Origin of the sequence: Chitinophaga rhizophila (genome assembly GCF_019492185.1) — a bacterium.
In the GTDB taxonomy this organism is placed as follows: Bacteria; Bacteroidota; Bacteroidia; order Chitinophagales; family Chitinophagaceae; genus Chitinophaga; species Chitinophaga rhizophila.
Genome location: NZ_JAICCF010000001.1, coordinates 210,347 through 237,274, shown reverse-complemented (window position 1 = coordinate 237,274; position 26,928 = coordinate 210,347). Strand labels below are relative to the sequence as shown.

General features: G+C 44.9%; 30 protein-coding genes. 16 read left to right on the top strand and 14 right to left on the bottom strand.

The window, feature by feature from the left end:
- Positions 1-48 precede the first annotated feature (48 nt).
- The 8 genes from K1Y79_RS00985 (at position 49) to K1Y79_RS00950 (ending at position 10,108) form a co-directional block, all read left to right on the top strand.
- A complete protein-coding gene (locus K1Y79_RS00985; RefSeq protein ID WP_220248127.1) occupies positions 49-519 on the top strand; it encodes a DMP19 family protein in 471 nt (156 codons plus the stop codon).
- Positions 520-579: 60 nt separating this feature from the next.
- A complete protein-coding gene (locus K1Y79_RS00980; RefSeq protein WP_220248126.1) occupies positions 580-1,644 on the top strand; it encodes a zinc-dependent alcohol dehydrogenase in 1,065 nt (354 codons plus the stop codon).
- A 302-nt stretch (positions 1,645-1,946) separates the two neighbouring features.
- Complete coding sequence (locus K1Y79_RS00975; RefSeq protein ID WP_220248125.1) at positions 1,947-2,717, top strand: SDR family oxidoreductase; 771 nt, start codon at positions 1,947-1,949, stop codon at positions 2,715-2,717.
- 125 nt (positions 2,718-2,842) lie between these two features.
- Positions 2,843-3,382 (top strand): DUF4142 domain-containing protein, encoded by a 540-nt coding sequence (locus tag K1Y79_RS00970; RefSeq protein WP_220248124.1) that lies wholly within the window; start codon positions 2,843-2,845, stop codon positions 3,380-3,382.
- Positions 3,383-3,434: 52 nt separating this feature from the next.
- Positions 3,435-4,058: an alpha-ketoglutarate-dependent dioxygenase AlkB family protein gene (locus tag K1Y79_RS00965; RefSeq protein ID WP_220248123.1), complete on the top strand. Its 624-nt coding sequence runs from the start codon at positions 3,435-3,437 to the stop codon at positions 4,056-4,058.
- A 187-nt stretch (positions 4,059-4,245) separates the two neighbouring features.
- Positions 4,246-4,728 carry an LIC11966 family surface protein gene (locus tag K1Y79_RS00960; RefSeq protein WP_220248122.1) on the top strand — a complete coding sequence of 161 codons (483 nt, stop codon included), beginning with the start codon at positions 4,246-4,248 and terminating at the stop codon, positions 4,726-4,728.
- Positions 4,729-5,318: 590 nt separating this feature from the next.
- Entirely contained in the window at positions 5,319-8,333 is a 3,015-nt protein-coding gene (locus K1Y79_RS00955; protein ID WP_220248121.1) for a SusC/RagA family TonB-linked outer membrane protein, read from the top strand.
- A gap of 11 nt (positions 8,334-8,344) precedes the next feature.
- On the top strand, positions 8,345-10,108 hold the full coding sequence (locus K1Y79_RS00950; protein ID WP_220248120.1) for a RagB/SusD family nutrient uptake outer membrane protein: 1,764 nt from the start codon (positions 8,345-8,347) through the stop codon (positions 10,106-10,108).
- A gap of 203 nt (positions 10,109-10,311) precedes the next feature.
- On the opposite strand, the gene K1Y79_RS00945 is transcribed toward K1Y79_RS00950, so the two are convergent.
- Positions 10,312-11,301: a hypothetical protein gene (locus K1Y79_RS00945; protein WP_220248119.1), complete on the bottom strand. Its 990-nt coding sequence runs from the start codon at positions 11,299-11,301 to the stop codon at positions 10,312-10,314.
- Positions 11,302-11,551: 250 nt separating this feature from the next.
- On the opposite strand from K1Y79_RS00945, the gene K1Y79_RS00940 reads away from it, so the two are divergent.
- Positions 11,552-12,208 (top strand): dihydrofolate reductase family protein, encoded by a 657-nt coding sequence (locus tag K1Y79_RS00940; RefSeq protein WP_220248118.1) that lies wholly within the window; start codon positions 11,552-11,554, stop codon positions 12,206-12,208.
- Positions 12,209-12,237: 29 nt separating this feature from the next.
- Here K1Y79_RS00940 and K1Y79_RS00935 read toward each other — a convergent pair whose 3' ends face one another.
- From K1Y79_RS00935 to K1Y79_RS00915, 5 genes are all read right to left on the bottom strand, one after another.
- Positions 12,238-13,140: a Ppx/GppA phosphatase family protein gene (locus K1Y79_RS00935; protein WP_220248117.1), complete on the bottom strand. Its 903-nt coding sequence runs from the start codon at positions 13,138-13,140 to the stop codon at positions 12,238-12,240.
- 51 nt (positions 13,141-13,191) lie between these two features.
- The gene (locus tag K1Y79_RS00930; protein ID WP_220248116.1) at positions 13,192-14,013 is read right to left on the bottom strand and encodes a HEAT repeat domain-containing protein; all 822 of its coding nucleotides are present in this window, start codon (positions 14,011-14,013) and stop codon (positions 13,192-13,194) included.
- A gap of 45 nt (positions 14,014-14,058) precedes the next feature.
- Positions 14,059-14,664 carry a PhnA domain-containing protein gene (locus K1Y79_RS00925; protein WP_236059444.1) on the bottom strand — a complete coding sequence of 202 codons (606 nt, stop codon included), beginning with the start codon at positions 14,662-14,664 and terminating at the stop codon, positions 14,059-14,061.
- Positions 14,665-14,748: 84 nt separating this feature from the next.
- Positions 14,749-15,510, bottom strand: a complete 762-nt coding sequence (locus tag K1Y79_RS00920) for a hypothetical protein (RefSeq protein ID WP_220248115.1) — start codon at positions 15,508-15,510, stop codon at positions 14,749-14,751.
- Positions 15,511-15,526: 16 nt separating this feature from the next.
- Positions 15,527-15,730, bottom strand: a complete 204-nt coding sequence (locus tag K1Y79_RS00915; protein WP_220248114.1) for a hypothetical protein — start codon at positions 15,728-15,730, stop codon at positions 15,527-15,529.
- A gap of 289 nt (positions 15,731-16,019) precedes the next feature.
- Between K1Y79_RS00915 and K1Y79_RS00910 the strand changes: the two genes are divergently transcribed.
- Positions 16,020-16,904: a sugar phosphate isomerase/epimerase family protein gene (locus K1Y79_RS00910; RefSeq protein WP_220248113.1), complete on the top strand. Its 885-nt coding sequence runs from the start codon at positions 16,020-16,022 to the stop codon at positions 16,902-16,904.
- A gap of 132 nt (positions 16,905-17,036) precedes the next feature.
- Here K1Y79_RS00910 and K1Y79_RS00905 read toward each other — a convergent pair whose 3' ends face one another.
- Entirely contained in the window at positions 17,037-17,741 is a 705-nt protein-coding gene (locus tag K1Y79_RS00905) for a DUF4198 domain-containing protein (RefSeq protein ID WP_220248112.1), read from the bottom strand.
- A gap of 155 nt (positions 17,742-17,896) precedes the next feature.
- Complete coding sequence (locus tag K1Y79_RS00900; protein WP_220248111.1) at positions 17,897-18,469, bottom strand: hypothetical protein; 573 nt, start codon at positions 18,467-18,469, stop codon at positions 17,897-17,899.
- Between the two features lie 77 nt (positions 18,470-18,546).
- On the opposite strand from K1Y79_RS00900, the gene K1Y79_RS00895 reads away from it, so the two are divergent.
- From K1Y79_RS00895 to K1Y79_RS00885, 3 genes are all read left to right on the top strand, one after another.
- Positions 18,547-19,110, top strand: a complete 564-nt coding sequence (locus tag K1Y79_RS00895) for a Crp/Fnr family transcriptional regulator (protein WP_220248110.1) — start codon at positions 18,547-18,549, stop codon at positions 19,108-19,110.
- A 78-nt stretch (positions 19,111-19,188) separates the two neighbouring features.
- Complete coding sequence (locus K1Y79_RS00890; protein ID WP_220248109.1) at positions 19,189-19,518, top strand: DMT family transporter; 330 nt, start codon at positions 19,189-19,191, stop codon at positions 19,516-19,518.
- Between the two features lie 56 nt (positions 19,519-19,574).
- Positions 19,575-20,024: a GNAT family N-acetyltransferase gene (locus K1Y79_RS00885; RefSeq protein ID WP_220248108.1), complete on the top strand. Its 450-nt coding sequence runs from the start codon at positions 19,575-19,577 to the stop codon at positions 20,022-20,024.
- A gap of 6 nt (positions 20,025-20,030) precedes the next feature.
- Here the strand turns inward: K1Y79_RS00885 and K1Y79_RS00880 are convergent, their stop codons facing one another.
- From K1Y79_RS00880 to K1Y79_RS00865, 4 genes are all read right to left on the bottom strand, one after another.
- Positions 20,031-20,450 carry an arsenate reductase ArsC gene (locus K1Y79_RS00880; protein ID WP_236059442.1) on the bottom strand — a complete coding sequence of 140 codons (420 nt, stop codon included), beginning with the start codon at positions 20,448-20,450 and terminating at the stop codon, positions 20,031-20,033.
- Positions 20,451-20,464: 14 nt separating this feature from the next.
- The gene (locus tag K1Y79_RS00875) at positions 20,465-21,310 is read right to left on the bottom strand and encodes an arsenite methyltransferase (RefSeq protein WP_220248107.1); all 846 of its coding nucleotides are present in this window, start codon (positions 21,308-21,310) and stop codon (positions 20,465-20,467) included.
- A gap of 56 nt (positions 21,311-21,366) precedes the next feature.
- Positions 21,367-21,699, bottom strand: coding sequence for an ArsR/SmtB family transcription factor (locus tag K1Y79_RS00870; protein WP_220248106.1), 333 nt, complete (start codon positions 21,697-21,699; stop codon positions 21,367-21,369).
- A 68-nt stretch (positions 21,700-21,767) separates the two neighbouring features.
- The gene (locus tag K1Y79_RS00865) at positions 21,768-22,136 is read right to left on the bottom strand and encodes a winged helix-turn-helix transcriptional regulator (RefSeq protein ID WP_220248105.1); all 369 of its coding nucleotides are present in this window, start codon (positions 22,134-22,136) and stop codon (positions 21,768-21,770) included.
- Positions 22,137-22,230: 94 nt separating this feature from the next.
- On the opposite strand from K1Y79_RS00865, the gene K1Y79_RS00860 reads away from it, so the two are divergent.
- On the top strand, positions 22,231-22,776 hold the full coding sequence (locus K1Y79_RS00860; protein WP_220248104.1) for an NAD(P)H-dependent oxidoreductase: 546 nt from the start codon (positions 22,231-22,233) through the stop codon (positions 22,774-22,776).
- Positions 22,777-22,836: 60 nt separating this feature from the next.
- Here K1Y79_RS00860 and K1Y79_RS00855 read toward each other — a convergent pair whose 3' ends face one another.
- On the bottom strand, positions 22,837-23,700 hold the full coding sequence (locus tag K1Y79_RS00855) for an alpha/beta hydrolase (protein WP_220248103.1): 864 nt from the start codon (positions 23,698-23,700) through the stop codon (positions 22,837-22,839).
- Positions 23,701-23,907: 207 nt separating this feature from the next.
- Here K1Y79_RS00855 and K1Y79_RS00850 point away from each other — a divergent pair, with 207 nt between their 5' ends.
- Together K1Y79_RS00850 and K1Y79_RS00845 are read left to right on the top strand one after the other, a co-directional pair.
- Entirely contained in the window at positions 23,908-24,996 is a 1,089-nt protein-coding gene (locus K1Y79_RS00850; RefSeq protein WP_220248102.1) for a sensor histidine kinase, read from the top strand.
- On the top strand, positions 24,993-25,691 hold the full coding sequence (locus K1Y79_RS00845) for a LytR/AlgR family response regulator transcription factor (protein WP_220248101.1): 699 nt from the start codon (positions 24,993-24,995) through the stop codon (positions 25,689-25,691). Before K1Y79_RS00850 ends, K1Y79_RS00845 begins: the two co-directional genes overlap by 4 nt.
- Before the next feature lie 64 nt (positions 25,692-25,755).
- On the opposite strand, the gene K1Y79_RS00840 is transcribed toward K1Y79_RS00845, so the two are convergent.
- Entirely contained in the window at positions 25,756-26,856 is a 1,101-nt protein-coding gene (locus tag K1Y79_RS00840; protein ID WP_220248100.1) for a S41 family peptidase, read from the bottom strand.
- Between the last annotated feature and the right edge of the window lie 72 nt (positions 26,857-26,928).

The following is a 26,928-nucleotide window of genomic DNA, read 5'->3' as shown; positions in this document are numbered from 1 at the left end:
ATGCCCTATGCAGCCCTCAAATTATCTGGGACCATAACATGGCACCATATGAGTAAAGTTCGAAAAGCCTTATTACTATCCTCAGACTCTGACATCGTTCTGAAACTTAGCGAATTGATCTGGGACAAAACCGAGCCTGCAGATAAAAGCTTTTCCTCCCTGACTGCCCCTGAACGTAATTTTCTTTTTATGGACATTTTCGACGGACAGGTCAAAAATGGTGGATTCCGTCAGTTCTTTTATGCCAGCTCTGGTAATTACGTTTATGAAATACTTGATGCCTGCAAGATTATTAAAGCTGAAAAAGCGGGTGAATTACTGACGCGTGCAGTGAGTCACTTTCCTGCTACCAGCATTGCAAAAGACATGAAAGAAAGGCGGGTACAGATGGAACAGCTGACAGATAATGCAGTAGCTGAGTGGAGAGAGCTGGATGCTGCATATGCAGAGTGCGACGAAAACATAGACCAGTTACTGGTTGCCTATATAAAAGGTAATATTGATGAGATAGGCCGCTAAAGAAGTTTGCTATTATAGTGGTTTCGTATTTGCAGTTGTTGCTGTAAAGCGTAATGCACTATGGAAACTAACATGAAAGCAGCAGTGAAAACTGCTGACGGAAAATTTGACCTGCAAAATGTAGATGTTCCTGCTATCTTACAACCAGACTGGGTAATAGCCAGGGTGAGAGTAGCAGGTATATGCGGCACAGATCTCCGGCACTGGAACAAAGCAGAAGAGGCGCTAACAGGCAAGATTATGGGACATGAGCTTGCCGGAGAGATCGTAGCAACAGGTGAGGATGTGAAACACCTGCAACCCGGGGATCGCGTAGTTATTGAAACCCTGCTAGGCGACGACACCTGTGAATGGTGTAAAGTACAGCAATATAATCTTTGTCCGCACCTGTATGAGGTCAGGATGAAAACACTCTCTCAGGCTTTCGCTCAGTTCGTAGCCGGCCCCTCCCGAAAATTCTATAAACTTCCCGACCATGTCAGCTTTGAAGAAGCGACGTTATTAGACACGTTCTCTGTGTGTCATCATGCGTTACAGTTAAGTAAACTACAGCTTAATGACAAGGTAGCCATTATTGGCGCAGGCCCGATCGGACTAGGACAATTGCAACTGGCAAAGCTTGCCGGTGCGGATGTGATTGTTACCGATGTGGTAGATGCTTCTCTTGAACTTGCCCGTGAACTGGGTGCAGATATGGTTATCAATTCGTCGAAAGAAGACAGTTATCAGCAGGTGAAGGAATTTACGCTCGGCAGAGGCGCTGATATTGTGTTTGAATGTGCTGGCGGTCCGTCCATCCCTACCACATTGCCTCAGGCAGTATCCTTTTCCAGGATTCGCGGCAAAGTAGTAATTGTTGGTGGCTTTGATCCTGGCGTCACTAACATCGGACTGGAATGGCAGCATATCCAGATGTCGGAGATTCAGCTGGTACCCAGTGCCAGCTATGCTTACCGGGATATTTATCCGGAGATGCAGATTTGTCTTGACCTCCTTGCAAAAGGGCAGCTGAATGCTAAAAAGATGATCACCCATAGCTTCCCACTTGAAGAAATCAATAAAGCATTTCAAGTAGCACAGGATAAGGAGTCAACACATGCTGTGTTTGTTGCACTAAACATATAATGGCTGTTGTGCTGGCTGGCATAGCTTTAATTGTGTGTATCATCACCAACAGTACTGTAAACACTTGTCAGCACTTCCCATAGTGCGAGCTGTAAAGGGTAGCGTACATCTGCGGGAACGTTATTTGTTTACATGCTAAAGTAGGTAGGTATAACATGCATGTCATAGTTTAATACGATAGTAGTGAACCCATATTAAAAGTTTACGCAGGAAATCAGGAAATACAGGCTGATCATTCTGGAAACAATATTCTTAACGGCGATCAGCAGGTGATGATTACATGGCAATAAAACCATTGTAAAATGCAACAGACAAAAAGTGAATACAGTACTTATCTGCCGCAGGATATTAGCGGCAAATCAGTGATTATTACAGGCGGCACAACAGGTATAGGCAGAACCACTGCTATACTGCTTGCAGGTCAGGGCGCCAATGTGTTGGTAATAGGAGAAGATCCGGCCCATCTGTCAGACACAATGAATAGTGTTGTGCACGAAGAACTGGAAGGAAGCCTGACTGGCCTGACAGCCGACCTGGCTACAGAAGAAGGCATTGCGCGTCTCTTTAGTGCTGTTGACAAACAGTTCGATAAACTGGATATCTTCATTAACAACGCAGCGCTGGCATTCCAGGGCGTACAGAGTGGTTCTTACCAGGACTGGCAGAAGGTGATCAATACCAATCTGCTGGGATACATCGCTTGTACGCACGAAGCACTGTCGCGTATGAAAAAGTACAAAGAAGGTCACATTGTTAATGTAGGCTCCATGAGCGCCGACGTGCGTGAGAAGGACAGCTCTGTTTATGTGGCTACAAAATCAGGTATTCAAGGATTTTCAGAAAGTCTGCGAAAAGAAGTAAATGAACTGGGTATTAAGGTATCACTGATAGAGCCGGGCGCTGTTGGTACAGATATGCAACCTGTAAGTCCGGAAGACCAGCGGGAAAAAGAAAAGAACCTCGAAATGCTGACTGCCGAAGATATTGCCGCTGCCATACTTTACATCGTCTCACAGCCAAAACGCTGTGATGTCGTTGACATCAAGATCCGTCCGCATCTTCAACTTATCTGATTTTTTCTATTAGACTACATTTCCACGGATCATTTATAGCGTTGATACCGGAAGCTCCGTCTGGCTGTTTCCCGGTGTCCCGAAAGGAAGCATAATTCATTCACTAATCACAATTATCTGTTCTTATGACAAATCTTAAACATTTCCTGGCCGCAGGCCTGGTAACATTCGCGTGCGTTTTTGCTGGTTGTTCTGATGATGACGACGATATGGACAATCCAATGGTGACAAGAGAAGACCAGGACTTCATGATGAAGGCATCCCATGGTAACTGGGCAGAAGGAGATATGGGCAAAGTAGCCGATTCCCTTTCCAATGACGGCGGCGTTAAAATGTATGGCAGGCATATGCAGGAAGATCATTCTAAGGCGCAGGCTGAATTGAAAGGCATCGCAGACGGATGGGATGTGGATGTTCCGGAAGCACCCGATAGTCTGCATTTTGTAATGCGACAGCAGATGAGCAGGATGACTCCTGAAATGTTTGATACTACCTACATTAAAGGTCAGATAGCAGATCACATTAAGACAATAGCGCTTTTTGAAAACGCAGCTACCAATGCTAATCGCCAGCAGCTTAGGGATTATGCCAACAAACATCTGCCAGCAATCAAAATGCATAAGGCCATGGCAGATACGATGATGCTGAGACTTATGGCGCGCTAGTGGAATACTAAAAATTTTAGTATTTCCTATCCTTTGGCTATCTTCGCAGTCTATGACACTTTTTGAGGATATCGACCTTTTTGATGAAGGGAAGAAGCGTTTTACTGATTTTCAGTTACCGGATACTGATTTGAAGCTGTGGGAGCAGTTTTTTGAAAAGCGGGCCTCAGACGAGTACTTCAGTATCCTGAAAGATGTCACTCCCTGGCAGCAGCGTACCCGTAAGATGTATGATAAAATCCTGCCAGACCCAAGATTGACAGCCTTTTATGGCGGAGAGAATGGTCTGGAATGGACACCGTTATTACTTAGTATCAAATCTGCCGTCGAAATAGCCTGTGGTATTACGTTCAATCGTGTTCTGCTAAATTATTACCGGGATGGCAATGATTCTGTATCCTGGCATAGCGATAACCCGTCATCCAGTGGTAAACACCATGCAATTGCATCAGTAACCTTTGGAGAAACCCGGTTGTTCAAGGTCAGGCATAAGTTCAGGAAAGATATTCCGCAGCTGGACATTCCGCTAACACATGGCAGTTTTCTGCTAATGGGCGAGACTATGCAGGAATATTATGAACATTATGTACCTAAAACGTCCAGACCAGTGGGAGGAAGGATCAACCTTACTTTCAGGCTATCAGATGGGGCTGTGAACACTAATTATGTTGGTTAAGGCCATCTTAGTATTGAAACATAGACATTAAAAGACCTTACAATACAGTCGTGTGATGACGGCAGTTCTCTGTTTACAGTAGACTGCCGTCTTTCGTTTTTATAAAAATGGTTGATTTTCGGGAGTACAGCTACCTGTGCCGCTGCTTACTTTTGTGTTATTGAAAAAACACAAAAACAAAGCAGATATGTTCGGAAAAATGAAAACCTTGCTCTATGTACTGGCATTAGGTATAACTATGGCTTCCTGTAATTCTTCCATGGATGTGGCTACCTATAACAATGAGCTGATTACAGTGGTGAACGACAACGAAAAGCAGGTTACCAGTATGAATGACGCTATGAATGCAAAGGATTATACCAAGGCAGAGCAGGTACGTACCACCTGGGCGGAAACATTGGATAAGCAGATTAAAAAGGTCGAAGATCTGGGTAGTTATAAGGGTGACGATGTGCTGCAGAAAGGAGTACTCAATGGTCTTCAGGCGTATAAGAAGATCGTTTCCGCAGACTATAAGGAGCTGATTTCCATCCGTAAGGCAGGCATCGCAGACGAAGAAACTGCTGCAAAGGAAGAAAAGGCCCTTGAGAATATCAATACTGCCTTTGGCAAAGCCGCAGAGGAAGTAAACAATGCCTCAGATGCCTTCGAGAAGAAATATGCCAAATAACAGCTGAAAATAGATAAACAGCCCTGAGTAGGCCATAGATATTATCTTGCCTTGGAATATTAGCCTGGCATGGTTCGTCTATGGCCTATTTACCTGTCAGGCTGCTAATCGCATCAGGCATACATCCTTTTCCGGTCTTTCATCTTCCAGCTTAACCCGACCGACTGACGTAACCGCATTGTCAGTTCAATGCCCCGAAAAATCCTCCCGTTTCCTTTATCCCTGACCTATCTCTCCTCGTGGTACTTCTGAAACAAGGTCTTAACCAGTAGGGGCCTTTATATAAGAGGAGATTGATAATCATGTCAAATTAAAGTAAAGATAACTTTGCGTTAATAGTAAAATTCCCGAAACCGTCTTATCATTACACCCGATTTTAAAAATGATGCCGCTCTATGGGGGATTTTTACGCGCAACAGAACAATTTTAATATTGAAGGAGTTAATCTTATTTTCGCCTATCAACCAGATCCACGTTGCGCGCTTACATAATTTCAGATACAAATAGGGGTTGACACAACTTTGAGAAGCAAATGACCGTCAGGTCACCATATACACGTCTATTTACATAAAGTCTAATAGTAGATTGCAATGAACAAGCAGTTTCTTTTAATGGTTGCGGTATGGCTTTCGGCCGTAAGCCCTTCCATGGCCCATGCGGCAGGTCATTTCGTATATGATCAGGTGGTCCGCCAGGAACCTATCAAAGGAGTGATAGTCGGTTCCGACGGTACTCCGATACCCGGTGCCTCAGTGAAATCGCTTTCCTCCAATAAGGGCACTACCACCAACGAAAGAGGTGAGTTTACACTTCAGGCAGCTGCCGGAGATAAACTGGTAGTAACTTTTATTGGTTATACGCAACAGGAAGTGATCGCCACCAGCACTCCTATGCGCATTACATTGTCAGGCAGCAGCAGCCAGCTTGGCGAAGTGGTGGTTGTAGGTTACGGTAGCCAGACCAAGGCTGACGTAACAGGCGCGCTGACGCAGCTGAAAGCTGACAATATCAAACAAGGGGTCAATATCTCTGTTGATAACATGCTCCAGGGTAAAGTATCTGGTGTGCGTATCGCACAGTCCAGCGGTGAGCCAGGCGCGGGTGTGGACGTATTTATCCGCGGTGTCGGCTCCATTCGCAGTGGTAGCACGCCGCTGTTTGTTGTAGACGGGGTACCTTTAAGTAACGATAACGTGAGTGCCGGCGGACCAAACTTCGGTCTAGGCTCCTCTGAACCTAAAAACCCGCTTAACTTCCTGAATACCAGTGATATTGAAACTATCACTGTCCTGAAAGATGCTTCTGCTGCTGCCATCTATGGTGCCAGAGGTTCTAATGGCGTAGTACTTATCACCACCAAACGTGGTAGCAAAGGTAGTCCAACGCTGACGTACGATACCTACGTAGGTAGTGCAAAAGTAATCAGGAAACTTGATGTACTGTCGGCGGACGAATACCGTAAAGCTATCAAGGATCCCGCTTATGATCATGGTGGTAATACTGACTGGCAGGACGTGATCTATCGCAATGCTTTTGTACAGAATCATAACCTGTCATTTGCTAAAACGACCAATACCGGTAGCTATATGGCGTCCTTGTCTCATATGGACCAGGATGGTATCGTAGAGACCAGTTCCTTCAAAAGAACGACTGCCAGGCTGAATGCAGAAGAGTCTTTCTTTGACGATAAACGCCTGACTGTTAAAATGAACCTGACTGCGAGTAACATCGATGAAACAGGTATCCCGAACGGTAATACTGCCGGTTCTGATGGTCAGCTCATTATCCATGCCCTGATGGCAAATCCTACCCGTTCAGTGTTTGACTCCCTGGGCGACTACACTAACTTTAACATGAATGCTCATTATAATCCAGCCTACCTGCTGAGCATTTATAAGGATAAAACCAATACCTTCCGTGTGCTGGGCAATGTGGAAGCTGCATTCAGAATCGCCAAGGGTTTGAATTACCGCTTTAACTACGGTATAGACAAGTCTACCTCTGAGCGTAACACCACTATCTATCCCAACATCACTGACAGAACGCCGTTAGGTGCATATGCGCAGAATAACCTGCAGTCGCTGACCACTCTATTGGATCAGTATCTGACCTATAATCATTCCTTTAACAAGCACCAACTGGAACTCCTGGGTGGTTTCTCTTACCAGCAGTTTCAGTTTGCCGGTACCGCCTTCGGTGTACAGAATATCGCTAAACAAGGTCAGGGGGTAGATCCGGAATATAACCCTGGTTACTCTGGTCTCCCAACCACGCCAAGCGGTTATGCACAGGAGAATGAGTTACAGTCCTACTTCGGCCGTGTAAATTATAACTATGACAACCGTTACCTGGTAACTGCGTCATTGCGTGCAGATGGTTCTACCCGTTTCGGTCAGAGTAAAAAGTACGGTTACTTCCCATCCTTTGCATTAGGCTGGACACTGTCTCAGGAAGGCTTCATGAAAGACGTGAGCATGATACAGAACTTGAAGCTGAGAGCCAGCTGGGGCCAGACAGGTAACCAGGAAGTGCCTAATAAAATTACACAAGCCAGCTACTCTCTGTCGCCAACCGCAGGTTACTACCTGTATGATGACCTGGAGATCGTAAATGGTGTACTGGTAAACCGTACGGCCAATCCTAACCTGAAATGGGAAATGGTGGAACAATACAACATAGGTGTTGACTTTGACCTGTTAGGAGGCAAATTGTATGGTTCATTGGAATACTATAACAAAACTACCAAAGATCCGATCCTGAACATACCTTCCGGTCCATTAAGCCCGACGACAACTGTGTGGCAGAACGTAAATGCCAGCATCGTTAACAAGGGTTTTGAGTTCATGCTGGGAACTAACCTGATCCGTACTAAAGACTTTAACTGGTCATTGGATGTAAATGGATCAACTCTGTCAAACGTGATTAAAGATCTGCCGGTATCTGAACTGTACTCCGGTAGTATTTCAGGCCCTGGTCTGTCAGGTGTAAATGCGAATATTTACAAGAATGGTTATGAAGCAGGCTCCTTCTTTATGCTGAAGCACCTGGGCTATGACAAAGATGGTAAGGATATCTTTGAAGACAGAAATACAGATGGTGTAATCAATGCGGCTGACAGGCAGATCTTTGAAGGTGCCATCCCTAACTTCAACTTTGGTATCAACAGCCAGATGCGTTATAAGAAGTTTGACCTGTCCTTTGCTTTCATCGGTCAGACCGGCGGTTATCTGGTGAACAATACAGCGCTGGATCTGAATATCAATAGTCTGGCATCAGATCGTAATGTGCTCAGCAAATATTACGAGGCAAACGCAAACCCTGCGAATGCTGTACAGCTGTCAACCCTCTACCTGGAGAAGTCTGACTTTATCCGTCTGAGTAACTTGCGGCTCGGTTATACTTTATCATTTGATCGCCTGGATTGGCTGAAATCACTCAACCTGTATGTGAGCGCACAGAACCTGATGACCATCACCGGTTATTCCGGTTATGACCCACTGGTAAATACGACCAAGACCGTTGGTGGTAACCAGTCACTGGGTATTGATTATACCACATATCCGGCAGCAAAGACCTTCCTGTTAGGTGCAACGATTAAATTTTAAGCGAATTGACTATGAGAAAGAAATCATTACAACTGCATAAATTAGCCTGTATCGCTCTGACCGTTGCTATGGTCGGCTGTACGGATCTGAAAGAACAAGTGATAGATGAGGTGCTGGGTTCCAATAACTCCAATCCTGAAAATGCACTGGCGGCGGCTTATGGCCAGATGGGCGATGCTACCTTTGTGGATCACGGTAACGTATTTGCGTTACAGGAATACTCCACAGATGAAGCACTGCTGCCTACCCGGGGAAGTGACTGGGGTGACGGAGGTACCTGGCGTGCCATCCATGAGTTTACATGGGCACCTGATAACTCAGTAGTTACCAATACCTGGAATAACCTGAATAGTGGTATTACCAAATCTCTGACTGCTATCAGCAGTATTAACAGCAGACCAGATTTTACCAACAAAAAGCTATTTCTTGCAGAAGCCAAGGCCCTGCTGGCGTTCTATACTTTCCATACACTGGATCTGTACGGACAAGCGCCATACCGTGATCCGTCAGATGTCAATGCGCCTGTAACAGTAAGAAAAGCAGATACAGCTATCGATGAGCTGATCAAAGAAGTAGAAGCTATCCTGCCTGATCTGGCTAATCTGAAAGAACAATCAACACATAATGGCCGCTTCACTAAACAGGCTGCCTACGCCTTGCTGGCAGATATGTATCTTAACCGTGCGGTATTTAAAAACCGTTATGCAGCAAGCTTCGACTTCAACGAAGTTGCAGTAAGCGGTACTGGTACAGACATGGACAAGGTGATTGAATATACTTCAATGAATATCAATAACACCCAGTTCAAACTATCCAGCAATTACTTTGATAACTTCAGCATTAATAATACTGCTGGTCCAGAGCTGATATTCGTCGTATCTCAGGAGATCAATACGCTGCGTAATAGCGATAATGACTTCGCTTATATGTCCATGGAGAGAAACCAGAAGCCTTCTCCTGCTAACAGGGGGACAAATGCTTCCTGTATCACTCCTGAGTTCTATGCAACCTGGAACAATAATCATGACGACCCTCGTTTTACCCGTCACTATCAGTATGCTGACGGTACCTGGTTTATGAACGATGGTACAGACGTGAGTGTTCCTGCTACCAGCTTTGTACCAAACAGCGCTTCGCTGCCATGGTTCCACTTCAATCGTGGTCTGCAGGTCGGTCAGCAGTACGGTCCAAGGCTGCTTTCAAATGGTACTTTCGAGATGACTGCTGATGGCCGTATCAAAGTAAATAAGCTGAATTGCGAAAAGAACACTTCACTACCCATGGACTTTACTCCTGAGCTGAAATTTGACAATCCGGTGCAGGCTGTATTTACGCAGGCGCAGATCAATCAGGGCGTACGTGTCTTCAAGTATGAGTTCGATCCTGAACGAGATAACAGTTCCAGCAATGTAGATATTCCATTGTACCGTCTGGGTGGTATGTATTGTATGAGAGCAGAAGCTTACTTCCGTAAGAACCAGGCTGCCCTGGCAATGGAAGATCTGAATAAGCTGCGTACCAGCAGAACCCGTGAGGCATTATACAATAACGCTCCTGGTAAAGAACTGACTACCCTGACAGAGCAAGCACTGTACAATGAAACAGGGTTTGAAATGTACTGGGAAATGTACAGAAGGAAAGCGGCGATCCGTTTCGGTAAATTTGATCTGGCAGGTACTGCAAAGCAGGCATCTCAGCCTTACAGAAGAATATTCCCGATCCCGCAGTCTGCAATGGATGCCTCCAAGCTGTTCACGCAGAACGACAAATATTAACTTTTGGGTTAGTCCAACATACACTGAGAGAGGAGAAGCCTGCCGTTTGGCGGGCTTCTTTATTTTATAGAATAAGCTCACTCTGATTACACGACGGAGGAGCACCATTGTAGTATTGGATCAATAATGCCAGTGTTAAATGAACTGCCCCTGTAAAATCTTCGCTTTACAGGGGCAGTCCGCAATTATCGATATCGCCGGTATTATTTCATAATACTTTTAACTTCCGTCAATAAGCGCTCTATCTTGCGCGTGTTACGGAAGGAGTGTAATTGCAGCGTTTTTTCTCTCTTGTCTCCAGGTTTATAGAAAAACATTAATACCTGTGTGCCGGAGTAGATGCCGTTGTAGGTGTTGCGCACTGTCTGAAAACTAACGAAGTGTTCAAACGGAAACTGATGGTTACCTAATTTAATAGGGCTTTTCCGTTCAATCATGCGTGTACCGGTATTAAAGGTGATCTTCGTAAATGCTGCTGCGATAAAGATCAGGCCAAATAACAAACAGGCCCCCGTTATAGACACTCGTCCTACCGTACTCATAGAGGTCATCCATGCCGCGGGTGTACATTCATGTATACCTAAGGCCAGCAGACTGATGCCCATTACGGCAAGGAAGATATTGTTTGCTTTGAGTGTATAAATCCCGCCGTCCGAAGTAAAATATTCATAATCGGTGATCATCACCTCTTTTTCTTCCGGTAATGGATCTGCTGCATCGAGGTACTGATGTATCAGCGGAATAACTTCATTATTAAAGGCGATTGCATTGGCGTCAGTATCCTTACTATATCCGGATGAAATAATAGTACCACGGCCATACTTGCTGGCTTTTGTAAAGATCCGGAAGCTATAGGAACCGGCTCCTTGTGTAACGATATTTACGCCCTGCAGCTTATCGAACGGGATACTTTTTACAGGAACTACTCCAAACAGCATTTTCTTCATCCTGTTGTTAGCACGGTCAAATACGATATAGGTAAATCCGCTGAGAATGAATATGCCTACGGCAAATACCAGGAAGCCGGCAATGTAAACATCGTTCACTGCATAGCGCTGCCCGCTGATTCGGAATGCTATAATGAGGCCGACAAGTAATACGGCAAATACAGCGCCTAATATGAACATCAATCTGTTAGGTTGGATAACGATCCTGTCGGATTCAATTTTCCATCGGGTTTTTGTAAGAGACATAAAAAATATGGTTTACGAACGCGCGCAAAATACACAATAAATGATTAGCGATAAGGGATATGTGATGACTGCCTGGGAAACAAAACCGTCCTTCATTCCGTTATCTTGATAAGTAATATCTGATACCTGTTATTCCACCGCACGCACTCCCCGATTACATTGTCGTAAATGTACCGTATCATGTCCTGAATACCCCTTAGCTCATGATAGCCAGTGCTGTATTTTTGTACGGTACCCAAATTAGCAACTCATGAGAAAGATCATTGTAACTATGTTTTTATCTATGGACGGAGTATTACAGGCTCCCGGCGGCACAGAGGAGGATACTTCCGGGCAATTTAAATGGGGCGGATGGATTTACCCTTATGCTGATGACAGTATTGATAAGAAATTAGGAGATATTATGTCTCAGCCATTTGACCTGTTGCTAGGGAGACGTACATATGAGATCTTTGCCGCCCACTGGCCTTACCAGCAGGATGATATTGGTAATTTATTCAATCGCATAGAAAAGTATGTGGTATCATCCGGATCCTTGGAGCTTACGTGGGACCACTCTACACATATTACTGGTGATGTTGTTGCTGAACTGGAAAAGCTCAGGGCTCAGGATGGCCCTAATTTGCTTGTGCATGGTAGCAGCAGACTGGTACAATCCCTGCTTGCGCATCAGCTGGTTGACGAACTGCATACATGGATCTACCCGTTAACCATAGGGCAGGGGAAGCGGCTATTTCAGGAGGGGACGCAACCACAGCAATGGAAAGTTGTTGATACTATTGTGTCGCCACAGGGTGTAATGGTCATCAGTTATGTACCTGCCGGAGCAATACAGACAGGTACATTAGGTGCTGGTTATGTGAGTGATGCCGAACTGGCACGCAGGAAAAAGCATGCGAATGACTGAGTTGAAAGTATTGATAGAATCAATACCGGCTACTTAAGCAGCGAATGCAGAATACCCATTTTCAGATCATAAGTAGACAGATGTAATGCTTGAACGCCAGTTGTGTCGAGTACATAGCTGGTTAGTATCGCAGCGATCACGATCATGTCTACCCGTAATGATATGAGACCTTTCATGTCTACTCTTTGAGCGTGCGTAGATGCTATCAGGTGTGCTGACAGCGCTCTGTAAGACGCAATATCCAGCGGCATAGTGGGTATATCCTTCGCTTCTTCTCCATTATTCAGCATAGCTGCATATGATTCAAAGGCACCTGCTGAACCTACCAGCGCCTTCGGTTTGTAATGTGTACAGGCGGACTTAAGTTCTCCGAGTGTTTCATCCAAGACTGTGATGATCGCAGAACGGTCAGCGTCACTCATAGGGTCTGAGTGAAAATACGCCTGCATTAGCCTGGCTGCGCCGATATTATAGCTCTTTTTCCATAATAACCCCTTTGCATCACCAATAATAAATTCTGTACTGCCTCCACCTATATCCATCACCAGCACAGTGTCTTTGATTACGCCGGTAGCCCTGACTGCATCAAAGATGTATGCCGCTTCCTGATCACCGGTGATGACTTCAATCTCAATACCAACATCTCTGGCTTCGTCAACAAATGCCTGACCATTGATGGCGCTTCTTACAGCGGAAGTAGCAGTTGCTTTTATAACGTCTGCTTGATGTTGATCAATGGTGGCTTTGAAAGCGCTAAGTGTTTTGATGCCTCTTTCAAACGCTTCCGGTATGATCATATTTTCATTGATACGGCCTTGTCCGAGTAATACGGGTACTGTAGTCTTGTATAGCATGCGTACCGTTCCGTCAGACAGGTCTGCGATGATCAGGTGGAAAGTATTAGTACCAAGGTCAATAACTGCCGCTCTCATGCATATTTTGTTTTACGGGTCTATAACGTAATTTGGAAATAGACACCATCATCAGTTATTAGTAGCTGACAATGCTTTTATCGTTTCTGCCAGCTTAGCTAGCCACTCCGGGTGAATACCAGCGGCTTTCACAGACGCTTTATGCAACTGTTTCAATGCAGGCAATAATGCAGGATCACCCAGAGCCGTCATGGCTTCAAATAAAAGTGTGCCCGCTTCTCCGGTTTGCAGTTCCTTTATGATAAGCTCTCTTACACGAGGGTCTTTTCTGATAGCTAGTCCGGCAATTGCTTCCAGACGCGTATCTTCATCCTGATCATGTATTCTGGCGTATAGCGCTTCCCTTATCACCTTATTATTTCTGGTAATCACTGCTCCCAGGCTATAGGTGGCCCAGTTGCGTATGTCGATATCTTTATCTGCAGAGAGAGCGATAAGTATATCTATTGCGGCCGGTTTATCTATCCCTTTGATGGCGACGGTAAGAGCAAAGCGTACTCCAGTATAACGATGTGCTGTCAGTGGTAGTAGCTTCCCGATGCCCTCATTGTCCAGTCCTTTGTTGTTGTGCCCGATTGCATGCAATAAGGACTCCAGTACCTTCTGATCGTTTTCTTTAGGAAGGATGCGCAGGTAGAGTGCCAGTGTTTCCTTCTCAAACGGACGTTCTTCACCGCCCAGCTGAGACAATATATCTATGCCTGCACGTCGCTCTTGCGGTAACGCGGATTTCGTCAATGCAACGCAGCGTTTATATACATCCTTGTCCGGACGCCTGCATAGTTCTCTCACATTATCCCAGTAGGTACGGGAGGACTTATTGCCCAGCAGGCGATCGAACAATTTATCATTTGACCAGTCATTCCGGCTCATGCACAATAGGTTGATTGTAAGGCGAAGGTAGTGGGCGATGCCGCATCAGGACGACTTACGCACGTATTTAGTCAGTATTACAATTGTCTGTTCATTAATCTTACCTTCTATCTGCTCCGTATTATCTGCTACAAGTCTGATCTTCCGCACAATAGTACCTTTAGGAGCCATGAAGTTAGCGCCTTTTACATTGAGTCCTTGGGTCAGCACGACAGTATCGCCATTAAGCAGTTCAGTACCGTTGCTATCCAGATGTATCGGCTTTACTTCAAATGCGCTTAATGCCCAGTTAACCACAGCTTCATCTGGTTCTACGGAACCAATGATTTCAGCAGCCCATTCGTGGTCTTTATGTTGATATAGTAACCGGTAGCTTAAAGCTTGTACTGCTGGCTCAGCGTTCCAGATGCTTCCTGCAAGACAATGCCAGTGCATGGCGGCTGCCGGGTCTTCCATTGCAGAGAGGCAGGTATTACAGATGGCTACCTCGTTCTCTATAGCGTCATTGTTCCTCGGGCTGACAGCATATGCGATGGCTGCATCGTCATTGGTACAAAGTTCACAGGTTCCGTTGCTGCGTGCCTGTAAGGCAGGTGTGATAGTTGTGCTCATTAATGTGTATTGCGCTGTAAAAGCTGCAAAGATAGGCATATAGATCCTCAAACGGATTAATTTATATCTATATGGGAGCTGCCAAAAATCATTTTTTTATTGACTGGAATCACCAGTAGTAATCTACATCAGGAAGTCTCCCCAGAAGGGCAGTTTACGCAACGCTGATTTATCTTCATACATGAAACTGGGTTTGTATTCCTCATTCAGTACCCAGTCCCAGCTATCTGTTTTTTCATTGTATATCCGGTGGTAGATGTCCAGATGCTCATTAAACTCGTGCAGCAGATACTTGCGCAGGTCAAGTCCATAACACACAATATCTGCTCCCCATACGGATAATACAGGTCTTCTTTCCATAGACATATCCGCTACCAGGAATCTGTGGCCGTTCAGTGGAACCAGTTTAGGCGCTTTTTCAAAAGCCTGTGTAAATATCTCGGTTCTTTCGCTGTCAGTGTCAGGTCTTTCTCCCCATGCTCTTGCCTGCCATATACCCATGCGCAATACATCGTCCAGGATAGTGTTATAGGCAAATTTCAGTCTGAGGCGGATCGCTTCTTCATCTTCCAGCCAGTTGTACAAAAAGGGTTGTTCAAAATAATCGCCCTGTTTATCGCCATATTGCTCATAGACGCGCTTTTTCCTGTCGATGGTATGCAGTATCTGCAGGAATGCACGGTGTTCCGGCGTGAAAATAACATCAAACTTCTCCTGAACCATATCAATCTGTTCATCGGTCATACCTATCCATTTCGCACCCTGTATCCATTCAGGACACAGATTTTCGTCGGGACCGGCATTTCTGTCTTTACCCCAGTAAGTCTCTGTATGATTTTTGAACCAGTGGAAGAATGCTGTATAATCTGCAGGAATAATTTGCATCTAATGAGTGTTCTGATTAAGCGTAATTAGTATATTGATCTGTCCAGTAAGCCAGCATCTGTAAGGCCGTAGCTGGTGTTGCCACCATGAACGGCTCATCTGCATATGAGGCGTATCTGACCGGGTTATCGTGCCGGAGGTATCTTAGAAAGAAAGAACCCGCGTAATAGCTACGCGGGTTCTTTCTTTGCAGGTGATCCTGTAATGATTGTTCAATCACTACAATTCACTCTATATAAAGGATTTTTACAGCTTAGAGTAATTTCCGGCTACCAATCAATCCACCTTCTGAGCTAATAATAAAAGATCATTCATGGCAATGCTGCCAGGGGGGCAAAGATATAGCATCCATCATATACTTTTTGCTATTGTGGGTAACTAAAGTTATCAACAGTTATTGATAGCCAGGAGATAATCACTTACTGCTACCGCTAAAATTTGCAATATCCTCAGTATTTGCATAATATCGCAGTTGGTATTAATTTCAACTTCCCGAAAATCGATTAACAATGCATTCAAGGAGAACATTTATTAAGCAGATTGGTATTGCGTCAGCAGGCGTTTTGATGCTTCCGTCACTTTCTGCTATGGCAGGAACAGCGAAGGTTAAAAAAGTTGGTCTCCAGCTTTATACCCTGCGCGACCTTTTGCCAAAGGACGTTAAAGGAGTAATCGGACAGATAGCCGCTGCCGGTTACAAAGAGGTTGAAACATATGGCTACAATCCACAGTCTGGCTTCTGGGGCCTGTCTCCAAAGGAATTTAAGGCTTTACTCAAACAGCATAAACTGTCTGCTGTAAGCGGCCACGTAAGTATTGATTCCTTCATCAAAGGCGGATCTGCTGACGACCTGAAAGCCAATATAGAGGCGTTAAAAACAGTAGATGCAGAATACCTTATTGTTCCATGGCTGGGAGAGGACATCCGTACCAGTGCTGACGACTATAAGAAAATTGCATCCAAGCTCAATGAAGCAGCTGAAATATGTAAGTCATCCGGATTGAAATTCGGTTATCATAATCATGACTTTGAATTTAAACAATACAACGATACCACTGGTTACGATATCCTGCTGAAAGAGACTTCCCCCAAGCTGGTTAAATTTGAATTAGACCTTTACTGGGTAGTTCGTTCCGGTAAGAAGCCGGTAGAAATGTTCGAGCAGCATCCGGGCCGGTTCCCTTTATGGCACGTAAAGGATATGGACAAAGCTAATCCTGACCAGAATACCGAAGTTGGAAATGGTAGTATTGACTTCAAAGAAATCTTCGCCAAAGCATCTACCGCTGGCATGAAGCACTTCTTTATAGAGCATGAGAACAACTATAAGCCGAATGAAATCGGTTCTATCCAGGAAAGTATCAGCTATATTCAGAAGAATCTCTTGTCTTAATAGCATTAGAATAAGCAGCCTTCCACGATCCATAAGCCACTATGGCAGGCATCTGCAGCAGGAGGAGGTAATTGAAAAGGGGCGATCAGGCATTATGCCTGATCGCCCCTTTTATTTAGATAGAAAGGGTAGTTATTTTTTTACATTTACGGCATGCGTTACAATATGCGCCACCGATTTGAATGGCTGATCTTTATGCGTACCTGATACTTTTTCAGTTGCAGATGCTTCCAGGAGGTATTGTCCTGGTTGTACAGGAGAGAAGGAAGCTTCGCCTCTCTGATTACTTTTCAGTTCTTTAATCCATCCATCAGGAGAGATCACCTCAATCTTGCCTTCTGCCAGCGGTTGTTTATTGCGGAATAGTGTTAAAGGCACTGTCGCCAGGTTTTTAGGCTCCTCTGCGCCCGGTACAATAGAAAATGCGGTACCTGAAGATAATTGAGACGTACTTTCTTTTCCTACTACAACGGTAGCTGTAGCATAATATTCAATTTTCGTTTCTCCGTAAACTGTTTCCACGGTATGGCTGATTGCCAGCGTATAAGTACCTTCTGTAGCTGGCGTAAAGCTACCAGACAGGCAGGTGCCATTATCTTTGAGCGTAACTTCCTCCCGGCTACCGGTAGGTGTTACTGCATACAGTTTGATATCTTTCAGATTACTGAACCAGTGTGCAACTGAATCTGTTTGATTTTCCGCATATTCTCCCAGGTACACTTTAACTTCCTGTGCTTTGTTCTTCGTGCCTTTCAGTGCGGTCTCAATCCATACTGCGTGTGCAGAAGCAAAGAAGGCACATAAAAGAAGGGCAACGCTCAGTGTGATTTTTTTCATCTCAGTTGATTAGTATTAAAAAGTTCAGATGACGGCTATACTTACAACATATAGTCCCGTCAGCTATTGTAGTTCGCACGCAAATATGCGCTAATCATCACACTAGCAATACGCAGATCCGAAATTTCTTTTACGCAAAAGGGAAAAGATGTACACTATTTACCTTTCCTTTTAATCTTATCACGCGTAGCAGCCAGCTGACCAATAGTCTGCTGCAACCGGTCATACGCAGTACCACCGTCCAGGGTCATCTGTTTCTTGCTCACATCCAGCCCGTTCATAAACGCTTCCAGGTAGGAAAGGTACACATTGCCTTCACCGTTGAGTACGTTAAAGATCTGATCATTCACCCGGTCTCCCTCCGCGCGCAGGGCATCGTTTGTCAGGTCAGTGACGTTGCGCATCTGGCGGATAATCTCACCCATTTGTGTTTTCAACAGATCCAGGTTTTCCGGGTCTTTCTTGCCGGGCGCGATGTTGTGACGGAAGATGCTGTCTGATAAGCGTTTCCTGGTCTTCATGTAGATGGTGACTTCCCGCTCCAGTGCCTCCAGATTACGGGTCAGTTCTTCGTGTTTCTCACGTGTATAATACTTGTCTGCGTCTGCATGCAGATGTTTACTCCAGTTGAGCAGGTTGATCGAAACATCCTCTACCGGAACAGACTGTGCCGATGCGTGAAGGGCAGGCAGCAAGGTAATCAGCAGTAGTAAAATGGAGCGGAGCATCTTTTTTTACTCAAAATAAGAAATTATGAGACACGTTGCGCCGTACCTGAATATAGCTACCTTTGGGCAATACGGCAATGGACATAGAAGAAATCATATACAGCATATACCGGCTCCCGGCCGGCTCAATGGAGACGCTCAAGTCTTATATCACAGAACACGAATATGCGAGGGGCAGAATCCTCATTAAGGTTAACAGGATAGAAGAAAGTATCTTCTTCATCAAAACAGGTATAGCGCGGGCATTTGCCACCAAGGGTGATAAAGAGATCACTTTCTGGTTCGGCAAAGAAGGAGATACGCTGGTATCTATGAGCAGCTTTGTCGAAGGGAAACCTGGTTATGAAGATATCGAGCTGTTAGAGGATGCACAACTATACGAAATCAAATCCAGCGACCTGCAAAGCCTTTTTATACAGGATATTCATATTGCTAACTGGGGCAGAAAGTTTGCTGAGACTGAACTGATGAAAGCAGAACGGAGACTGATCTCACTCCAGTTTGGCACTGCTACAGAGCGTTATAAGGAGTTGCTTGAAAACAATCCCTCTCTTATACAGCGCGTACCCTTGGGACATATTGCGTCTTACCTCGGCATTACGCAGGTCAGCCTAAGCCGTATCCGTTCCGAAATCAAATAGCCGCACTTTTTATCATTTGTAAAATTTATTAGCTGAAACGTATACTATTTTTGTCCAGTCATGTGAAAATATTAAACAATGCACTGGATATTATTAATTATCGGAGGGTTATTCGAAGTAGGATTTACATTCTGTCTTGGTAAAGCAAAAGAAGCTGCTGGTAGCGCTACCTATCTGTGGTACGGAGGTTTTGGCATCTGCCTGCTTGTAAGTATGTGCATGTTGATGAAAGCTACAGAAGCGTTACCGTTGGGTACTGCCTATGCTGTATGGACAGGTATCGGCGCTGTAGGCACCGTGCTGGCAGGCATACTGGTATTTAAAGAACCTGCTACATTCCTCCGGATACTCTTTATTATAACACTTATCGGGTCTATTATCGGATTGAAGGCTGTATCCTCTCATTGATGAAACGGGGCGCAGGCCGATAATCGTTGCTTTTGCATACCTTTGTCTCCACAATCATGAACTACACAATTGACCGGGTAAGCAATACGGAATATCACCAGATTATTGACGTCTGGGAAAGGTCCGTCAGAGCAACACACCATTTTCTTACAGAAGACGATATTGCCCACTACAAGCCATTAATCCTGCATACCTATCTTGATGCAGTGGAGCTACGCTGTGTACGCAATGCCGAAGGTAATATCATTGGCTTTCTGGGTGTAGCGGCAGACAATGTAGAGATGCTGTTCATTGATCCTGCTTACAGCCGCCAGGGGATAGGCAGGCAATTATTGTTATATGCCATCCAGCAGCTAAAGGTAACAAAGGTCGATGTGAATGAACAGAATGAGCAGGCTGCCGGCTTTTACAGGCATTGTGGGTTTGAAGTTATCGGCCGCTCAGCGCTGGATCCTTCCGGTAAACCCTATCCAATCTTACATCTGCAGCTGGCGATGGCTAAATAAACGGCCCTATGACAGATGCCTCTCTACAAATTCCCGGCTGTATTGCTTAATCTGTTCGCGTACAGCACGGAACTGTTCCATGATCTCCTCTTCCGTACCCGTTGCCTTTGCGGGATCAGGGAAATTGTAATGGAACTGCTTCGCGGAGGACGGCAGTACAGGGCACCGTTCTTTTGCGTTATCGCATACAGTAATCACATAGTCAAAGTCGATGGTACGATACTCCTCTATATTGTTGGAAGTATGCCACGAAATATCAATATCATCTTCTTTCATGGTGGCAATAGCACGAGGGTTTACACCATGTGTTTCAACCCCCGCGCTATATACAGTTGCTTTACCTCCTGCAAAATATCTCAGGTAGCCTTCGGCAATCTGGCTACGGCAGCTATTGCCCGTGCACAGTACCAGAACTTTCTTCATCATATTCATTGATAATTTTAACTACAACATCCTGGAGGGCAGCAGGCACTGGCTTCCGCTGGTTTTTCCGCATATACCGTGATGCTGTAAATGCCTGTCTGAGAGGCTTTAAATGCAGTGATTTCTTCTGCTGACAGGTATTTGTCAAGTATGTCATCAGGTACGATGATCGCCTTCTGCTTCTGGATGGCAATATTTACAAAGCCTGTAGCAGAGATAAGCCCCATGTATTCATCCTGTTGTATCGCTCCAGATACACAGCCTGCATACATTTCAGCCGCTTCCTGGATATTAGGTGGAAGTACGCCATTCAGTACAATATCAGATATACTGAAATGACCGCCTGGTTTTAAGACACGCAGTATTTCCCTGAATACAGCCGGTTTATCTGGTACCAGGTTTAAGACACAATTGCTCACAATCACGTCCGCAACATTCGCGGTAATGGGCAACTGTTCTATATCTCCCTGACGAAATTCGACGTTATTAAACCCAAGTTTCTCCGCATTGGTCCGCGCCTTTTCAATCATTGCAGGTGTGAAATCAACACCGATGACTTTCCCTGTTTCACCTGTTTCCGAACGGGCAATAAACGCATCATTCCCCGCGCCACTACCCAGATCAACAACCGTGTCTCCTTTTTTTATGGCAGCAAACTGCGTTGGCAGTCCGCACCCAAGTCCCAGGTCCGCATCTGCCTGATAACCTTCCAGGCTCGTATAATCATCACTCATGATGTTATACACTTCTGTGGAGCAGGAAGATGCCCCGCAACAAGATGCCTGATTGTCTTCTTTTGATTGCAGCGCTATCTCGGTATATTTTTGCTGCACCATGTCTTTCAGTGCTTTGTCTGTACGCATACGTCATGCATTATTTGGAGTATTTTGCAATATTGCTACGATGAGTTTCAAAATGATTAACAGCATTGTTGCCCTGTTGTATCAATCTCTTTGAAGAAGTTGTTAAACAAGGATTTATATACCTTCCATACTTCCGGATTAATACAGTAACATACGCTCGCGCCCTCAACACTCCCCTGGATAATACCTGCCTGTTTTAACTCTTTCAGGTGTTGTGAGGTCGTCGCCTGCGCTAGCCCCAGTTCCTCTACCAGCGTACTTGTAATACACACATTCTTCTCTACAAGGTACTGTAAGATAGCTATCCGGGCAGGATGCGCCAGCGCCTTTGCCATCGCGGCAATCTCGTTCTGTTCCGTAGTGAACAAATCGGTCTTTGATGCTCCCATGCTGTTTTCTTATATCGCAATATTACGATGATAATTACTGATTTCCAAATAATATAGTGAACGATCAATTACACCTCGGATGACTGTGCCGCTTTGTGCTTTCTGCCCCATTCTTCCAGTTGCTTGAGGATAGGTATTAATTCCAGGCCAATTGGGGTAAGCTCATACTCCACTCTTACGGGCACATCCGGGAATACGTGACGTATAATCATACCTCTTTGTTCCAGTTTCTTCAGTTCAAGTGTGAGTATTCGCTCAGTAATACCAGGCATTACTTTTTTAAGTTCGCTGAAACGAAGTCTGCCATTACCCAGCCAGCTACAGATGCCAATCGTCCACTGGCCGCTGATCTGATTTGCGGCGTATATCTCCGGACACTCTGCTTCCAGTAATTGTTTGTTTTCCTGATGGGTGGATGACCGCTTTATTCTACTCATAGTTACACTTTTGTAAGTTCCTAACATTTGGCGTACACCAAACACTTAATGCGCAACTTAGATATTTTTGTGCAGAGTTAAAAAGTATACAGATATGAAAAGAGTATTAGTAATGGTTATACATCCCGATCTGGCGCAGTCAAAAATCAATAAAAGATGGGTGGAGGAGTTAAGCAAAGATGAACAGCTTTTTCACGTACACGACCTGTATAAAGCCTATCCGGACGGAAAGATAGATGTAGCCAGGGAACAGGCATTAATAGAAGCATATGACCATATTATTTTTCAGTTCCCATTCTATTGGTTTAATTGTCCTCCTTTATTTAAAACCTGGCTGGATGACGTACTGATACACGGATGGGCATTTGGCAGTAAAAGCGGTTATAAGCTTGAGGGTAAAAAGATTGCCCTGGCGGTATCTGCCGGCATCGACGAAGAAGAATATCAGCCGGGAGCCAAGTATAAATACACGCTTGAACAGTTAACGGCTCCTTTTCAATTATCATTTGAATATGTGAAAGCTGACTATCAGCCAATGTTCGCCTTCTTCGGAGCAGAATATCATTCCACTACTCCCAGAATAGAAGAAAGTGCTACCGCATATATAAACTACATCAGATCTTTTGCCGCATTGCAATAAAACATACCATTTTCACCAACATGGTATAGCCGAAGGTGTGATAAATATCACGTACGCGTTTTAAGCAGGCAATAGCTCATTCCAACGTAGCCAGGCGGTGAACCTGTCTTTCCAGCCATCCATCGGTACATCTTTAGGTGTAACGCCGCAGCCGTGAATACCATTCTGATAAAGATGGAGCTCGCAAGGCTGTTTTGCTGCCATCCATTTCTCAGCTATACGCAGCGTTGCTGGTGCAAGCCCAAGCCAATCGTCGGCAGAGACAGTCAGGAACATGGGCATTCTTCCGGCAGGTATACTGAGGGTGGCAGTATCAACCACACCGGGATACACCAGTGCCAGGAATGCGGGCTTTTCAACAGATAGGGGACAACAGGCTGCTGAAAGTGTAATAGCGCCGCCGGCAGAGAAGCCGAGTATACCCAGTTTTGTCTCGTCAATCCTGTAAGCAGCTGCCTGGTCACGGATATGCGCCAGTGCCAGCAGCGCATCTTTCACTGCCATCTGCTGCACTGCGGCCAGCTTCTCCCTGTCTGCCTGATTAATACAATGCCAGCTTTCGAGCATATCCCTTAATGGATGCCCGGAATTGGAATGTACAGTCCGGTACTTTAAAACAAAGGCGGTAATACCTTGTTCATTCAGCCACTGTGCTACAGTACTGCCTTCCTGATCAACTGACAGCCAGTGATAGCCGCCTCCAGGAATAATCAATACGGCCGTACCGTTTGCACAGGCAGGTCTGAACACCTGAATAGCAGGAGTTACCACATCATATACAATGCGGGGAGCCCACGAACTTGCGTTAACTGCTTTCTCTTCCCAATTCCATTTTTCTGATCCTGGAGGATACCCTTCGTACAGCGGGATAATATCTGGTGCAGAATGAACCGATGATGTTGGATAATCTTGTATGTCAGCCACTGTAGTAAATGATTTGCTGTGACCTTACAAAAATAAATAGGAGCGTCTAAGATAGCGGGAAATTATACCAAATAACCTCTGCTGTATACCAAAATACGCTCCTTCACTACAAAATGCCGACTGCTGCGCAGCATTGTCTTGTCCTCTCCGGTAGTCACTTGATACAGCTGATAATTTCGACTAACTTGCGCAATTAAAGTATGTGCGATGTCCGACATTACCACAGCAGGTGTCTCAACAGCAAGGGAAGACCTTTTTGTTAAATTTCTCACTCACCGGGAATACCGGGTGTTACGGCACCTGATCGGACTCTTTCCGTTTCTACTCCTGATCTGGGCGGTTATCTTCAAAAATAATCATCCGGAGTTTGCAGGGTTCTACAGTGTCTTAGACGCGCTGATCTTTTTGCTGCTGATCACAGGTATGATGTACAGTAACATGTACTATCTGATTCCGGCATTCTTCTACAAAAAACGGCAAACACTTTATTTCCTGCTGCTCTCATTACTGATAGTTGCCGGCATTATCCTATTCCGCTTTGGTCACGATCTCCTGATAGAACCTCACCGTATTTCTCCTGCGGCCGACGGTGCCCGTTCACTGATTGCTCATCTGATAATGGGCTTGCTGTTCTTTCTCCCGCTACTGCTCACCACCACCGGCTTCAAATTGTTTCAGCAATGGATAGAAGATACCAATAAGATGAAAGAGCTGGAAACAAAATACCTGGAAAGTGAACTCAGGGAGCTGCGCAACCAGATCAATCCTCATTTCCTGTTCAACATGCTCAACAACGTCAATGTGATGATCATGAAAGATCCTGATAAAGCTTCTCAACTGGTAGTTAAGCTGTCAGATCTGCTTCGTTATCATCTCAATGAAAGAAGTCATCATCACGCCTTCTTAAGCGCTGAAATCAAATTTATAACTGACTTTATTGAGCTGGAAAAGGTGAGAAGAGATAACTTCCGCTTCACCATTAATATTGACCTGGATCCTAAAGGTCTGAAAGTGCCGGCCAAGATCTTTGTGAACTTTGTAGAAAATGCTGTCAAACATAGTGCTGACTCAAGATCACCGTCTGAAATCAATATCCGGTTCAGTATGAACGGACGTATGCTGTTGTTTGAATGCACTAATACCAAACCTGCCAAACCGGGTGCGCACATTGAACGGACTGGTATAGGAATAGCCAATATCAAACGCAGACTTGAACTACTCTATGGACCACAGTTTAATCTGAATATCAGCGACCGCCCGGACTACTATCAGGTGAACCTAATGTTTCCTTTATGAAGTGTATTATAATCGATGATGAACCGCTTGCAAGAGAAGGGATAAAGATCCTGGTTACACACTTCCCTGACCTCCAGCTGGAAAAACAGTTCGGAAATATTGTGGATGCCAGGGAATATATCGCTCATCATGAAGTAGACCTGATATTCCTGGATATTGAGTTATCCGGTGATAACGGTCTTGACTTCGCACGTTCACTCCCGGAAAAAATCATGGTGATCTTCACTACCGCTTATCCTGACTATGCAGCAGAGAGTTATGAGGTGGAAGCTATTGACTATCTGCTCAAACCTGTCTCCAGAGAGCGGTTTGAAAAAGCGATTCTAAGAGCCCAGCAAAGCAGCAGGATGTTGAGTGCCCTGAAAAATTCAGTAGAGCGCATCGGAGACAATTATCTCATTATTAAAGCTGACGGCAAGTTTCACAAATTGATGCATGACGACATTCAATTTATCGTAGGACTCAAAGATTATGTCGTCATCCATACATTGCACGAGAAGTATTTAACGGGCATGAACCTGAAAAATATCCATAACAAGCTACCACTTACCCGGTTTATGCGTGTCAGCAAGTCCTATGTTGTTAACAAGGATAAAGTTACTTCCTTTGATTACAACACGATTTATATCAAGGATCATGAGATTCCAATAGGGAAGATGTATCAGAAAGAATTTTTCGATCTTTTTTTTAAATAAAATTCATTGTACATCTTCCCTGAAATCGCGTATATGAGCATATGCCGGTTAGCAGGCATTCACATTATTTTGACAACTCGGCTAAGGCACGTTTAAGCACAGGATCAGATTTTTCCTCCAGATCTTTCCGGGTGTTCAGTACCTGGATATCAGTCGGGGTGCCTTTACCCTCATAGCATTCGCCCTTGCTGGTATAATAGCGCTGATTTGACAAGGAAACCTGCCATTTGTTAGGCAGCTCAAATCCATACATATCTGAATAGATGCCCAGGGTGTGATTGCCAACCAGTTTCACCTGTGGCAATGTTTTCATGATCATTGCAAACACGTCTGCGGCACTGGCTGTCTGGTCATTGGTCAATACCATTACCGGGTGATGATACGCCACGCCTTTTGGTTCAATGTACCAGTCTTCACGTGGACCAAAATCTTCGTAGCCACCGTTTCTCGTTTGCTTATAGTGCCCATGCACGCGCTTTCTAGCAAACCTGCCCGCCATGGCATAGGAAAATTCATCATTCCCGCCGATATTGGCTCTCACATCAATGATCAGTGCCCTGGTGTCTTTAAAAGTATTCAAGATAGAATCCAGTAATTTTCCCGCCACCACTGCATCTTTGTTACTGTCGTCTTCCTCGGCGGAGGAAAATGACCGGCGAAACCGGATATAACCCACGTCCTTGGTCCGTGCAAAACTGAAAAGCGGAATATCCCGGAATTTCTCCCCCGCAGTATGTAATTTTCCGAACCCGGATGAAGCAAGGCTTTCGTCTACCATTGACCAGAAACGTCCGGTCATCTCACCTTTCGGAAATTCTGACAGGAATTGTGATGGCTTATCAGACCGGAACTGTCTTTTCCCTGGAATAATGACGTTGATATGATCGTCCTGGAAGGGTGTCACCATCCGTGACAGTATATGAAACAGGCTATCATCAGTGGTGGATGACATAACCTGCGGGCGGTACTGTGCATACGCAGCTTTCCAATCCACCTTACGAAGTTTAAAAAAGGCGTAATGATCTTCAAAGGTCTGCCAGAATACTTCAAAGGTTCGCTCCGGCAACGATCCGTCAGGATGTAATGGCGGAGACGCAGGTTGTTGGGCATTCGCCATCATTGTAAACTGTAACAACAAGCCGGCAAGCAAAGTGATTTTTCGCATGGTGTTCTTTTTGAATGGGTGTCTGTAATGGGATAAAATGCCCCAGCCAGCTCATCACAATAACAAATATAT

What these genes read in the sequence shown, in the direction of transcription:
- K1Y79_RS00895 (WP_220248110.1), top strand. Translation starts at nt 18,547, where the DNA reads ATGGACATAGAAGAAATCATATACAGCATATACCGGCTCCCGGCCGGC.
- K1Y79_RS00965 (WP_220248123.1), top strand. Translation starts at nt 3,435, where the DNA reads ATGACACTTTTTGAGGATATCGACCTTTTTGATGAAGGGAAGAAGCGT.
- K1Y79_RS00955 (WP_220248121.1), top strand. Translation starts at nt 5,319, where the DNA reads ATGAACAAGCAGTTTCTTTTAATGGTTGCGGTATGGCTTTCGGCCGTA.
- K1Y79_RS00885 (WP_220248108.1), top strand. Translation starts at nt 19,575, where the DNA reads ATGAACTACACAATTGACCGGGTAAGCAATACGGAATATCACCAGATT.
- K1Y79_RS00880 (WP_236059442.1), bottom strand. Translation starts at nt 20,450, where the DNA reads ATGATGAAGAAAGTTCTGGTACTGTGCACGGGCAATAGCTGCCGTAGC.
- K1Y79_RS00845 (WP_220248101.1), top strand. Translation starts at nt 24,993, where the DNA reads ATGAAGTGTATTATAATCGATGATGAACCGCTTGCAAGAGAAGGGATA.
- K1Y79_RS00850 (WP_220248102.1), top strand. Translation starts at nt 23,908, where the DNA reads ATGTCCGACATTACCACAGCAGGTGTCTCAACAGCAAGGGAAGACCTT.
- K1Y79_RS00980 (WP_220248126.1), top strand. Translation starts at nt 580, where the DNA reads ATGGAAACTAACATGAAAGCAGCAGTGAAAACTGCTGACGGAAAATTT.
- K1Y79_RS00985 (WP_220248127.1), top strand. Translation starts at nt 49, where the DNA reads ATGAGTAAAGTTCGAAAAGCCTTATTACTATCCTCAGACTCTGACATC.
- K1Y79_RS00900 (WP_220248111.1), bottom strand. Translation starts at nt 18,469, where the DNA reads ATGCTCCGCTCCATTTTACTACTGCTGATTACCTTGCTGCCTGCCCTT.
- K1Y79_RS00940 (WP_220248118.1), top strand. Translation starts at nt 11,552, where the DNA reads ATGAGAAAGATCATTGTAACTATGTTTTTATCTATGGACGGAGTATTA.
- K1Y79_RS00925 (WP_236059444.1), bottom strand. Translation starts at nt 14,664, where the DNA reads ATGCCTATCTTTGCAGCTTTTACAGCGCAATACACATTAATGAGCACA.
- K1Y79_RS00920 (WP_220248115.1), bottom strand. Translation starts at nt 15,510, where the DNA reads ATGCAAATTATTCCTGCAGATTATACAGCATTCTTCCACTGGTTCAAA.
- K1Y79_RS00930 (WP_220248116.1), bottom strand. Translation starts at nt 14,013, where the DNA reads ATGAGCCGGAATGACTGGTCAAATGATAAATTGTTCGATCGCCTGCTG.
- K1Y79_RS00935 (WP_220248117.1), bottom strand. Translation starts at nt 13,140, where the DNA reads ATGAGAGCGGCAGTTATTGACCTTGGTACTAATACTTTCCACCTGATC.
- K1Y79_RS00950 (WP_220248120.1), top strand. Translation starts at nt 8,345, where the DNA reads ATGAGAAAGAAATCATTACAACTGCATAAATTAGCCTGTATCGCTCTG.
- K1Y79_RS00870 (WP_220248106.1), bottom strand. Translation starts at nt 21,699, where the DNA reads ATGGGAGCATCAAAGACCGATTTGTTCACTACGGAACAGAACGAGATT.
- K1Y79_RS00860 (WP_220248104.1), top strand. Translation starts at nt 22,231, where the DNA reads ATGAAAAGAGTATTAGTAATGGTTATACATCCCGATCTGGCGCAGTCA.
- K1Y79_RS00905 (WP_220248112.1), bottom strand. Translation starts at nt 17,741, where the DNA reads ATGAAAAAAATCACACTGAGCGTTGCCCTTCTTTTATGTGCCTTCTTT.
- K1Y79_RS00960 (WP_220248122.1), top strand. Translation starts at nt 4,246, where the DNA reads ATGTTCGGAAAAATGAAAACCTTGCTCTATGTACTGGCATTAGGTATA.
- K1Y79_RS00975 (WP_220248125.1), top strand. Translation starts at nt 1,947, where the DNA reads ATGCAACAGACAAAAAGTGAATACAGTACTTATCTGCCGCAGGATATT.
- K1Y79_RS00875 (WP_220248107.1), bottom strand. Translation starts at nt 21,310, where the DNA reads ATGCGTACAGACAAAGCACTGAAAGACATGGTGCAGCAAAAATATACC.
- K1Y79_RS00945 (WP_220248119.1), bottom strand. Translation starts at nt 11,301, where the DNA reads ATGTCTCTTACAAAAACCCGATGGAAAATTGAATCCGACAGGATCGTT.
- K1Y79_RS00890 (WP_220248109.1), top strand. Translation starts at nt 19,189, where the DNA reads ATGCACTGGATATTATTAATTATCGGAGGGTTATTCGAAGTAGGATTT.
- K1Y79_RS00910 (WP_220248113.1), top strand. Translation starts at nt 16,020, where the DNA reads ATGCATTCAAGGAGAACATTTATTAAGCAGATTGGTATTGCGTCAGCA.
- K1Y79_RS00865 (WP_220248105.1), bottom strand. Translation starts at nt 22,136, where the DNA reads ATGAGTAGAATAAAGCGGTCATCCACCCATCAGGAAAACAAACAATTA.
- K1Y79_RS00840 (WP_220248100.1), bottom strand. Translation starts at nt 26,856, where the DNA reads ATGCGAAAAATCACTTTGCTTGCCGGCTTGTTGTTACAGTTTACAATG.
- K1Y79_RS00970 (WP_220248124.1), top strand. Translation starts at nt 2,843, where the DNA reads ATGACAAATCTTAAACATTTCCTGGCCGCAGGCCTGGTAACATTCGCG.